This is a genomic window from Vibrio scophthalmi LMG 19158 (assembly GCF_000222585.1).
GTDB lineage: Bacteria > Pseudomonadota > Gammaproteobacteria > Enterobacterales > Vibrionaceae > Vibrio > Vibrio scophthalmi.
In genome coordinates this window covers 18,295-30,262 of sequence record NZ_AFWE01000203.1, presented here as the reverse complement: position 1 = coordinate 30,262, position 11,968 = coordinate 18,295, and the positions used below count along the sequence as shown (strand labels likewise).

The window sequence follows — 11,968 nt, the reverse complement described above, 5'->3', positions numbered from 1 at the left end:
GACACCTTGCAATGCATACTCACCCAGCGCGGGTTTTAGCCAGCCAAGGCCATAGTAGACCGCCATCGATAAACCGCTGACTAAGGTTACGCCGAACGCAAAGCCCGTCAAACGAGTAAGCCAAGGTTTGGATTGTGCCGTTTCAAGCGGCTGCATGCCCAATTTTAATGCTTCTAGATGAACGATATAGAGCAATGCAATATAAGAAATCGCCGCTGGAAGAAATGCATGTTTGATAATTTCAACATAAGGAATACCAACGTATTCCACCATCAAAAATGCGGCAGCCCCCATCACTGGCGGCATGATCTGCCCATTGACCGACGAAGCCACTTCCACCGCGCCGGCTTTTTCTGCGCTAAATCCGACTTTTCGCATCATCGGAATGGTAAAGGTGCCTGTCGTCACTACGTTGGCAATTGATGAGCCGGAGATAAGACCCGTAAGACCTGATGCAACGACAGCAGCCTTTGCTGGCCCACCGCGCAAATGGCCCAGCATACTAAAGGCCAGTTGAATAAAGTAATGCCCCGCCCCTGCCCGCTCAAGCAGTGCACCAAAGAGTACAAACAAGAAGACGAAGCTGGTTGAAACGCCAAGCGCAATCCCAAATACACCTTCGGTGGTAATCCATTGGTGGTTCGCCAACGCATCAAGTTGAACACCACGGTGGGATAAGATGCCCGGCATCCAAGGTCCAGCAAGGCTGTAGATGATAAATACGATCGCAATAATAGGCAGAGCTGGACCAAGAACGCGACGCGCCGCTTCTAACAATAAAGGTAAACCAATCAGCGCGGTGACAAAATCACCCGTGGTCAATGTTCCTGGGCGCTGCGCTAAGGCTTCATACATCACAAATAAATAGAGTGACGAAGCGCAGGCAATGAGTCCGAACATGATGTCGGTAACAGGAACACGATCGCGCGGGGAGCGTTTAAACGCGGGGAAAACAAGGAAGGCAAGCAGTAAAGCAAAACCCAAATGGATCGCGCGGGTTTCGGTGTCATTCATCACACCAAAGCCGACAATGAAAGGTAACGGAGACGCAATCCAAAGTTGAAATAGTGACCAAAGCAGTGCCAATGAAGCAATGGATTTTTCCATTATGCCGCCTGGCAGTCGCGCCCCTACATCTTGGGCGATCAACTCTTCAGCCGACGTCGCATCATGTGCTGCGGTAGACATCGGTTTATCCATAGTTATTCTCTAGTTATTTTCAGTACAAAGTAAAAAGACTAAGCCTTACGAAAATCACCGAAGTAAGGCTTAGTTAAAAAGGGGAAACGCTTTTCCATCATGATGCTTGCTCATCAGCATCATGAGGAAGTTTATTGTTGTAGTAATATTTACAGCCAGCCGCGTTCTTTGTAGTAACGCACTGCTCCTTCATGAAGTGGCGCAGAGAGACCAACTTCAATCATTTCACTCTCTTGCAGATCTTTAAATGCTGGATGAAGACGTTTGAAACGGTCGATATTGGAGAAAACCGATTTAACCAGTTGGTAAACGAGTTCAGGATCGGTTTCGGCTGTGGTTGAAAGCACTGCTTTACCACCGATAGAAGGGGTATCATCTGGATTACCACGGTACATGCCACCTGGGATCACCGCTTTTGTAAAGTACGCTTTTTCAGCAAGCAGTTTATCAATTTCAGGCCCAGTCACTGCGACTAATACAGCATCAGTGGTGGTTGAGGCTTCTTGAATCGCGCCATTTGGGTGACCAACAAAGTAGCTCATTGCATCAATGTTGTTATCGCTCATCGCAGACGCTTGCTCAGCAGGTTTTAGATCCGCAACCAAACTAAACACCGACGGCTGCCAACCTTTCACTTCCATTACTTGTTCAAAAGTATCGCGCTGTCCAGAACCAGGGTTACCGATATTGACGCGCTTACCTTTAAGGTCATCTAGTTTGACGATGTCAGCATCTTTGCGCGCTAAAATGGTAAACACTTCACTTTGAAGAGAAAAGACTGCGCGAATATCTTCCATCGGTTGACTATTTTGGAATGGAGCGACACCTTCTAGCGCTTTGTATTGATGGTCAGACTGCATAATACCGAAGTTATATTCACCACTACGCAAGCCATTAACGTTCGCAACACCGCCGCCACTTGCTGGCGCATTACACTTAATGTTGTGATCGTCACCACCTCTGTTTACGAAGCGACAAATAGATTGCCCAGCTACGTAATAAACACCTGTCTGACCACCAGTACCTATGGTGATATATTGTTCTGCCGCTTGAGCATTCCCAATAAATGAGAAACCACTTATTGCCAGCGCACATGTAGAGACAAGAGTTAATCCTTTCATTCGAAAATTCCTTCTAAAGTCCTACTGAAAAATTATGCATCTGCACACATTCCAGTAGTCTTATCAATGACGACTCCGAATCATCTAACCACCCTATAAAATCAAGGTTAAACAACTCAATTAACCGAGCAAGGCAGACTTAAATTATGCAATATGGCCATATAAATAAAATTTAACCCTAACTTACCAAGTCAGTTTGAAACCATTGCACATCACCTTGCCAACAAAAAATTAACACACACCAACACAAAGTTAATCACTCAAAAAAACACCAATTCTCAACAGGCGATAATTTGGAAAATTTAACTGACCACAAATAAAGCCAATTTGGAGAAATAGTAAGCTTAAACACCTGTTTTAAAGGAAGAATTAATAACTAAGCAGTGGATGTCGTACTCTCATTGGTAGAGAAAGTGAACTTTGAACTGGATCATACTTTTTTACACCATTACGGCCTATCTTGACGCTCAATCAGCATCTAGAGTCAACCTAGTGACGTTCTTCACTTCGTGTAGATGAGAAACAGAGTGAATATAATTCAATCTCTGTGATAGACGATTTTTTCTAAGGAAAAGCATATCGACGCTAGTACATTCGATCTAAAATAGAACCAGAATAAAAACAGACAGTAAGGCTATTCTATGACGCTTACCATCGTTGGCCACCGAGGCGTCGCCGGCCAATACCCTGAAAATACGCTTGTGAGTATTCAAGCTGCGATAGACATGGGTCTAGAATGGATTGAAGTGGACATTCAACCGACTAAGGACCATCAATTAGTGGTTTGCCACGATCATACTATTGACCGTTGCAGTAACGGCCATGGGCGTGTAGACAGTTATTCACTAGAGCAGATCCAGCAGTTTGATTTTGGCGCTTGGTTCTCACCTCAGTTTAACTATCAACCGATCCTCACTCTTGAGCAATTATTGCGTTTGATTCAGCCTCTCAATATTGGTTTGAATATCGAGATTAAAGTCGACACGCAAAATTACGCCCCCGTTGTACAAGAATTAAAACGCCAACTAGAGCATTTTTCTTTACCTACCGAACGAGTATTAATCTCTAGCTTTGATCATCAAACGCTAAGAGAAGTACATAAAGCCCAACTCGGTTACCCCATAGCGGTGTTAAGTGAAAAACTATCACAGCGTGATTGGGCACTACTCGAAGAAGTCGATGCTGTCGCGTGTAACCTCAATGCTAAAACCACTAATAAACAGCAAATTGCGACATTACAGCAAGCTGGGTACCAAGTATGGTGTTTCACGGTAAACAACCCAAATCAGCTTAAACATCTACAAAACGTTAATGCCATTTTTAGCGATTTTCCGCAGCGCTTTCTCACTCCTATACAATAAACCTATTCAAACCACTGTATAAACACCAGTCCCCACTTCCCATCGAAATGTGTTTTTCATCACATTTTGATGGGAACAGACTCTTAGCTAAAAACAAAATAAACCACATAAATTCAATCATTTAAACTCAATTCACCTCTAAAAAGAACAATTTCTCTGTATATAAATCAAACATAACGCTTGACCAATACATGCAAAATTACTACTGTATAGATATACAGCATGTATATAAGGACAGTTAATATGATTCATACACAAGCTCACAGTCACTCTTACTCGAAGTACAATGTATTGGCGCAACCAACACAGCCAATGAACATCGCTGACTCTGTCTTGAATCGTTTAGCGGGTCTTTCTATGCAACAGCAATGGATATTTTTCACCGCTGAATGCCCTCGCCCAGATCACGCACAGTTCGCGGCATCGAATGTGGTCTGTCAAAAGATCATTCAGTTGAAGTCCTCTAATACTCAGTCTGAGCTAGAGATTGTGATTAAAGCCATTCAATCGGGTAATGCCAGCGCTGTGGTTGCTTCAAATCAAATCGACAGCGTAAATAAATCACTCCTTAAAGATTTAGCACTATCCCATGGCTGTGAAGTCTTTTTCGTCGAGGGCAGAGTAAACCAGTATCACTAATAAGCTTGACGATTTGCAGCATTGCCTTTCGCCTCTCCATGAGAGGCTTTTTCTTTTCCCCAATCACACCCACGCTACTGACATTCAAACCGCGCAATAATGCACAGACAAATTTAGCGATCATTTAGCTCTGGTATAGATAGAATTTACCCGGTGCAAACTTTTTGCGCAAACGATTGCTTTTTATCTGGCGGCCTATGTTAAATGTGGGTATGATGCCAATCAATCGGATAAACTCTCTTTCATGTAAACGATAGGAATGTCTCATGAGCCTCGCAGATCAAGTCCTCGCCGTAAACGACGATCTCCCTATTCGCACTCACAAGCCTGTTCACAGTGGTAAAGTTCGCTCGGTATATTGGTTAACCGAAGCAGACAGCCAACGTCTTATTAAAGAAAAAGGCTATGATGTTGCCCCAGATGCCCCTCTTGCCATTATGGTGATCAGCGATCGCATCTCAGCGTTCGATTGCATTTGGCATGGAGAAGGTGGCCTAAAAGGTGTGCCGGGTAAAGGCGCAGCACTAAACGCCATTTCTAATCATTGGTTTAAGCTGTTTAAAGATAATGGTTTGGCAGACAGTCATATTCTTGATATTCCACATCCATTGGTTTGGATTGTGCAAAAAGCCAAGCCGATCATGATCGAAGCGATTTGTCGTCAATACATCACTGGCTCCATGTGGCGTGCATATAGCAAAGGTGAACGTGAGTTCTGTGGTATTGAGCTTCCTGATGGATTAGAAAAAGACAAAGCCCTGCCAGAATTACTGATGACCCCTTCAACCAAAGGTATTCTTAAAGGTATTCCTGGTGTACCTGAAGCCGATGACGTCAACATTACTCGCAAAAACATCGAAGAAAACTTTGCAGCATTTAACTTTAGCAAAGCTGATGACATCGCTTTGTATGAGAAACTGTTGAGCGAAGGTTTTGGGGTGATTAGCAACGCTCTGGCTGAAGTGGAACAAATCTTTGTCGATACAAAGTTCGAGTTTGGCTATGTGCACGATGCCAAAGGCAATGAAAAACTGATCTATATGGATGAAGTCGGTACGCCCGATTCCTCGCGCATTTGGGATAAACAAGCGTATCAACAAGGCAACATTGTCGAGAACTCTAAAGAAGGTTTCCGTCAATTCCTATTGAACCACTTCCCTGACCCAGACATCTTGTTGAATAAAGATCGTATGCCGGAACGTGAAGCATTGGCGCGTAACAATATACTGCCACTTGAGGCTTTAATGGATATCTCAACGACCTACACTGCGATTGCTGAAAAGATTACCGGCAAAGCCATCACGTTAAGTGATAATCCGAAGCAAGAAATTATCGATATTCTTGGCTCTCAGTACGGTTTGATCGATTAGTTCTGTACTGATGACTCTTCATCATCAAGTTCACTAAGTCGAACCACAACTGAATGATAAACGCGCTGACACTTAAAGCGCGTTTTTTATTGCTCACCGTTTAGCACTTCCCGCGCGAAAGCATTTGAACACACCACGCTTTAAGCGATTGCGTTAAACCTTCTGCCTTCGCTTAAGTTCAGTCTATAATAGCCACTTGTACCGCCTATTTACTGCCCCTTATGGATTTCATTGCCCTTTCTCGCATTAGCCTTAAGCACTTAACCGTGTTGCATGTCATGCTAACCACTCACAGTGTTACTAGCACCGCTAATACGTTATGCGTCACACCATCAAGTGTAAGTAAAACCATGGCGCAATTACGAGAGCAGTTGAATGACGAACTGTTTTATCGCGATGGTTCGCAACTCGTCCCAACGCCATTTGCGCTGGGTATTGCCGCACAAATTCATAAAATTTTGGCCAGTATGAATGGCATACTGCATCAAGGCGAATTTAATCCTGCACAGTTCAATGGCTCAATAGCGCTTTCGATGCGTGAAAGCACCTTTGAACTCTTTGCGGGTAAAATCAGCCTGATACGTGAGCAGCTTCCGTTGGCGAATCAAATCAATGTTTATGCTAAAGAACAAATGAGCTTCGATTCGCTGATTCGCGGTCAAGTGGACTTTATGATCTTGCCTCATGATATCAGTCAACCACCGACGACAAGCCGTGAATTGGTATGGCAGCAATTACTCAGTGATGAAATGATCTGCTTAATGAACCCCGCTCACCCGCTGGTCGAAAAAACATTAACCACCGAAGACTATCTTGCCTACCAACATATTGGCATTCAAGATCGCGATTTGTCTGAGCCTTACTTTGAGCAAAACCTCAAGCAGCAACACGGCACACGAAGAGTTGCGATGTCGGTGGCAGACTTTGGCGCTGCGGCTGTAATGTGTCATCACTCCATGTATCTATTGACGTGCTCTAAAATGTGGGCGCAACATGCGTTTCAAGCAAAGGGGTTGGTACAAAAACCACTTCCTTTTGAATATGGTAAAGTTGCTTATAGTTTGGTGTGGAATGAGGTCAGTTTGAACGATCCCGCACTACAATGGTTGCACGCAATATTAGTGGATTAGTCGGGAAGCGATAGGAGTAGTGGGAATAAAAATACGGCATGGTCAGCACCATACCACATTTATTCAGTTCGGTTGTAGCAGCGCAGCGGTTCAACTAGCTGAAGCTTCTACATATAGATACTTGGCAGTTGTAAGGTATGCGGTACGCGAGATTGCAACGCATGATGAAAACACTCCATCTGCTGCTTACTGCACTTCTCCCACGTCAATGCTTCACCTATCACGCCATGATGTTGGAAAGCATTGAGGCGAATAGTCACTTCCAGCGGCAAGCGATTAATCAACTCGGACACCGCATCAACTTCGCTATCTAAATCGCTTTTACCCGGAATATGCAGTAGACGTAGTTCGTGTAACTTTCCTGCTTCTGCGAGCAACTGAATCGAAGCCATGACCTTGTGATTATCACGTCCAATCAACCACAAATGCGTGTCATTCTGCCACGCTTTAAGATCGATCATCGCGCCATCTAAATAAGGCATGACCCGTTGCCAACCCGTCGCACTCAAATGACCATTGCTATCAATAAAACAACTGAGGTGCTGTAACGTCACATCGGCTTTTATCGCTTTAAAAAGCTCAATGATAAACGGTAATTGTACCGTTGCCTCTCCACCCGAAATCGTAATACCACTGATAAAGAATTGCTGTTTGCGAATGATCGCGAGCATTTGCTCAACAGTGTAATGCTTAACTTTCGGATTCGACTTATTGCCGCAGACATCGACGCATTGATCGCAATGAGTACACTTAGCTTCATCCCAAATCACTTTAGGTTTTAAGCCGTGCAGTTCACTTGTGCTAAACGTCAGCGCCCCTGTAGGGCAACCATCAACGCAGTCACCGCAATGATTGCAGTAATTGATCGTATGAGGGTTATGACAATTGAGGCAATTGAAATTGCAACCTTGAAGGAAAATGACCAGGCGATTGCCTGGTCCATCCACACAAGAGAAATTCAAAATTCGGCTGACTACCGCCTGTTTTTCCATTGCGTCACTCATAAAATCACGAAATAAATCAACGGTAAGTTGGTGACATTTCCATGCTTACCACACGTGGTGCGCGATCTAAGATACCGGTTCTTTCTGACGCTTCTGCGCCCAACCAAGTGGTGTTGGTACGTGAACCACATTCAGAAAATTTTGCAATGTCAGACAGCTTCACCATATACCCCGTAACACGAATCAAATCATTTGATGCTACGTTAGCAGTGAACTCGCGGTAGCCAAGTGCTAGCGCACCTTTACATAGATTAAACATCGCTTCTGGGTTTGATTTAACCGTTTCATCGATGGTTAAAATATCGCTGATGCCAGAAGTGTAGTATTGGTGATGACCAACCGTTGCTTGCACGTAGCTCACTGGATCTGGCTCAGTACCGTAAGGAATACGTACGCCCGGAGTCACACCTTCATCTAGGCTAATACCGCCTTGTGCGTGTAATAATGCACGACCTTCTAAGCCAAATTTCACTGGTGAGTTTTCAACAATCTGTGCTAGCTTAGCCGAAATGCGGTGACCCAGTTGGTTTGCAATCTCATCTTGACCATAACGCGCTGAGGTCTCTTCTTTCGTCAGCAGTGCATCCACCGCTTCTGCCATGCCATAAATACCAAACATTGGCGCAAAACGTGACTCTTCAATCAAACCTTCTTTGGTTAGGAAACCTTCGAAGAAGTTAGATTGCTCATGCAGGTAGCTACTACGTGCATCCATCAGTTCAATCATCAAAGCACAGTAGCTTGGTAATACGTTCTCAATAAAATCATCACTGTCATTCGCTTTCGCTGCAGCTTGTTTTAAGTTCATACGCACTAGCGTATTTGAACCACCAGCAAGTGGTAGTGAGTTGTAGCAACTCACAATGCCGAATTTCTTGTCGCCATACGCTTGAGCGTGCATCGGGTAGTTTGCAATGTGCGGTTTGCTGCACTCACAGATATTTGATGCGGCTTGGCGTAACAAATCATCAGGAGTAATCGCAGGATCGTACATAAAAGTCAGGTTTGGCGCGATTTGCTTTAGCTCTGCGTCTACTTTAAGAATGGTACGACAAATAATATTGTCCGCAGGGCCAATATTCACGTGCATAAACGCATCTGGCAAAGTGCGATCCAGCATGATCCAGAAGCGCTTAAGCTTGGTGTAGATTTGCTCGTCAGTTAGATCGCCTACAAATGGCATCAGTACATCATCAAGCTGACCAAGATATACAGGAATGTTAGTCACTGACGGTACGTGGTGATAGATAATCGTCAGCAGGTTCAGTGCGTCATCAAAATCTTCTGCCGCCGATAGTTCAAGGTATTCAGAACCATTTTGCAAGAACTTCGCGTAATCAGGCAGTACATAACGAGGCTTAAATGGCGCATGACCTTCAAACATGTCACATAAAACACCCTCTTCCATTGCTTTAGCAATTTCATTTGAAATTGGCATATAAGGCAAGTTTGCTTCTGCTTCTAAAGCTAAAAACTGATTCTTTTGCTTAGGGTTAAGGTTCGCATCCGTCACGATTGCGTGAATACGTTGTTGAAAAGCGTTAAGAGAGTTGGACATGGTGTATTCCTTATAATTTTCATGGATTTTAAGTCACGCAGATAATGTCCACAATTGAAATTAAAAGAAAGGCACTTTTCCATTTTGGAAATCAACCTATTGCTTTATCTCTTTAAGCAATCAATAAAAAGCCCGGTGATTAAACCGGGCTTGATTGGTTATAGAATATCTCTTAATTACAACTTAAAGCGGCGAATCTCACTTTCTAGCTCATGAGACAGTTCAGACAATTTCACGGCTTGCTCTGCCGCGATATTGGCCTCTTCCGCCAACTCAAACGAGACGTCACGAATACCAACCGTATTACGAGTAATTTCTGAGGTCACTGATGCTTGCTCTTCAGCCGCTGACGCAATCTGCGTTGCCATATCACTGATAGATTCCACAGTGGTGTGAATTTGCGCCAAACTCACTGCCGCTGCATCCGCATCTGTCACGCTGGTATCAGCCAGCATACGGCTATCACCCATGATATTCACCGCGCGCGCCGTTGTGGCTTGCAGTGTTTCAATCATTTGTTGAATTTCTTGCGTTGAAGAGTGAGTGCGCTGACTCAACACTCGCACTTCATCTGCAACCACTGCAAAACCGCGACCTTGCTCACCCGCGCGCGCCGCTTCAATGGCGGCATTTAATGCCAACAGATTGGTTTGTTCTGCAATTCCTTGAATCGTCGCAAGAATTGAATTAATGCTGTTGCCATGGCTTTCAAGTTCTTGAATAACTTGTGTCGCCACCACCACTTCTTGCGCGAGATTTTGAATCGAACTTTGCGTTTGCGTTACTTGTGTCGAGCCATGCGTACATGCGCCCACAGCTTGCGTAGCATTTTGCGCCGTGTTTTCAGCATTACCGGCAATCTCTTGTGTCGCGGCAGCCATTTCGTTGATTGCCGTCGCGACCATATTGATCTCATCTTGTTGGGTACGAATGCGAATACGACGATCTTCAGCTTGCTTTGCTGTATCGCTCGCTTGACCATTTAGCGCCGTTGAAACACTGCTCAATGTTGTCACCATTTGGTGCATATTGCCGACGAAAGTATTGAAGCTTATCGCCAAACGACCCACTTCATCTTGGCTATGTGGTACAAGACGCTGAGTGAGATCGGCATCACCAGAGGCAATTTCATCTAAGGCTTTGGATACACGCAGAAGATCACGGAAAAGGAAGCTAACTAACCATGATACAGCAAAAGCAACAAAGGCAGTGATCACTAGCGCCGTCAAGATAAGCTCTTGCAGCAATTCACTGTGCCCCGCTTGTTCAGTCTCGCGATCCATTTCAATCGCGAACATCCAATCGGTATTCGGGACATTTTTAAAGTAATAGAGCTTCTCTACACCATTTTGTTCGACGATCTCAATATCACCTGCATTCGCTAAGGCTTCGATCGCTGACAACGTTAACTGAGGATCTAAAGAAGTAACCGGTTTAAGCAGCAAGTTCTTGTTCGGGTGGGCCAAAAAGGTGCCATCTTGTTTATCAATCAGCATCGCATGGGCATTTTTACCCGCATCTAAACTAATCACATCATTGATAAGTTGATCGAGCAATACATCTGAAGCGACAACACCAATCTGTTTACCATCAATACGCACAGGCTCTGCGATAGACACCAACAATGCACCGGTAATGGCATCTTGGTATGCCGTGGTGATAATCTGGCGTCCTGCATTATTAGCGTCAATATACCAAGGACGAGTACGTGGATCGTAATCAGCACGATTGCGTTCAGGATGCGAGCGATACATATCTCCAGCAGGCGTACCTAAGAAAATGTCATCAAAACCGCCTGCGATACGTGCTTGTTGCAAAAAGGGAACCACATCCGCTTCAGTACTATAAGCATTAAACGCCGATGTAATATCGCGACGAATACTGATCCAATCGGAAATACCAATTGCGGCGGTATTTGCGAGGCTCTCAGCTCGAGAATACATGCCATTGCGCGTTTGTTGATAAAGTTGGTCAGCAGAAAGCCAAGTCAGTGCACTCGCCATTAGCATGACCGCTAATAGGCTTGCACCAATCAATTTTTGTTTTAGTGACAGGTTCATATAATTTTGCTTCTATTGATGAAAATTTGCGAGGAAGATAACAGAACTTCAAGGGAAAATTTTAGTGGTAAAAACAATTAGTTGCACGGAGTATTACAACAAATTGTTTCTATCAACAATTCTGTGAGTTGCTACGCAACCATATCAATATGATAAAACAGGGGGGAGAATAAAGAAGAGAGTACAACGCACTGAAATATAGGTTAAAATCCAAAAAACAACTCACTACTACAAGCTGTACGCCTAAGCAGCTAATTTGCGCTGGTGTTTAACCAATCTAACATCTCTTTGCCATAAATAACTTCTGTTTGTAGATGGAGTACTAAGAGAATAGCAAAAGCAACCGCACACAAAACATTAACTCGCTTAGTGTAGCGTTTTTTATTGTATTCCCCATAAGCAACAATCTGTACCACCACCAGTACAAATGGGTAGGCAATAACGAGAATAATCAGCCATCCCAAATAGATCGACATGGCCATTTCAGTTAGCTGTCCATTAGGCATTATGCTTTCCTGTTAAAAC

At 44.1% G+C, this 11,968-nt stretch carries 10 protein-coding genes; 4 read left to right on the top strand and 6 right to left on the bottom strand.

Features of this window, described 5'->3' with window-relative positions:
- Window positions 1-1,200: TRAP transporter permease (locus tag RH88_RS17895; RefSeq protein WP_138944307.1), on the bottom strand; the 1,200-nt coding region annotated here is incomplete at its 3' end.
- A 149-nt stretch (window positions 1,201-1,349) separates the two neighbouring features.
- A complete protein-coding gene (locus RH88_RS17890) occupies window positions 1,350-2,321 on the bottom strand; it encodes a TAXI family TRAP transporter solute-binding subunit (RefSeq protein WP_005598638.1) in 972 nt (323 codons plus the stop codon).
- Window positions 2,322-2,962: 641 nt separating this feature from the next.
- Here RH88_RS17890 and RH88_RS17885 point away from each other — a divergent pair.
- The 4 genes from RH88_RS17885 to RH88_RS17870 all read left to right on the top strand — a co-directional run bounded on the left by RH88_RS17885 (window position 2,963) and on the right by RH88_RS17870 (window position 6,821).
- Window positions 2,963-3,682 (top strand): glycerophosphodiester phosphodiesterase family protein, encoded by a 720-nt coding sequence (locus tag RH88_RS17885; protein WP_005598636.1) that lies wholly within the window; start codon window positions 2,963-2,965, stop codon window positions 3,680-3,682.
- Window positions 3,683-3,925: 243 nt separating this feature from the next.
- Window positions 3,926-4,321 carry a SulA-like leucine-rich domain-containing protein gene (locus tag RH88_RS17880; RefSeq protein WP_005598635.1) on the top strand — a complete coding sequence of 132 codons (396 nt, stop codon included), beginning with the start codon at window positions 3,926-3,928 and terminating at the stop codon, window positions 4,319-4,321.
- Between the two features lie 266 nt (window positions 4,322-4,587).
- Complete coding sequence (locus tag RH88_RS17875; protein ID WP_005598633.1) at window positions 4,588-5,691, top strand: phosphoribosylaminoimidazolesuccinocarboxamide synthase; 1,104 nt, start codon at window positions 4,588-4,590, stop codon at window positions 5,689-5,691.
- A 221-nt stretch (window positions 5,692-5,912) separates the two neighbouring features.
- Window positions 5,913-6,821: a LysR family transcriptional regulator gene (locus RH88_RS17870; RefSeq protein WP_081467393.1), complete on the top strand. Its 909-nt coding sequence runs from the start codon at window positions 5,913-5,915 to the stop codon at window positions 6,819-6,821.
- A gap of 107 nt (window positions 6,822-6,928) precedes the next feature.
- Here RH88_RS17870 and RH88_RS17865 read toward each other — a convergent pair whose 3' ends face one another.
- From RH88_RS17865 to RH88_RS17850, 4 genes are all read right to left on the bottom strand, one after another.
- The gene (locus RH88_RS17865; protein ID WP_040758021.1) at window positions 6,929-7,825 is read right to left on the bottom strand and encodes a YjjW family glycine radical enzyme activase; all 897 of its coding nucleotides are present in this window, start codon (window positions 7,823-7,825) and stop codon (window positions 6,929-6,931) included.
- Between the two features lie 16 nt (window positions 7,826-7,841).
- The gene (locus RH88_RS17860) at window positions 7,842-9,383 is read right to left on the bottom strand and encodes a YjjI family glycine radical enzyme (RefSeq protein WP_005598627.1); all 1,542 of its coding nucleotides are present in this window, start codon (window positions 9,381-9,383) and stop codon (window positions 7,842-7,844) included.
- A 176-nt stretch (window positions 9,384-9,559) separates the two neighbouring features.
- Window positions 9,560-11,443 carry a methyl-accepting chemotaxis protein gene (locus tag RH88_RS17855; RefSeq protein WP_005598625.1) on the bottom strand — a complete coding sequence of 628 codons (1,884 nt, stop codon included), beginning with the start codon at window positions 11,441-11,443 and terminating at the stop codon, window positions 9,560-9,562.
- Window positions 11,444-11,694: 251 nt separating this feature from the next.
- Entirely contained in the window at window positions 11,695-11,949 is a 255-nt protein-coding gene (locus RH88_RS17850; RefSeq protein WP_005598623.1) for a hypothetical protein, read from the bottom strand.
- Between the last annotated feature and the right edge of the window lie 19 nt (window positions 11,950-11,968).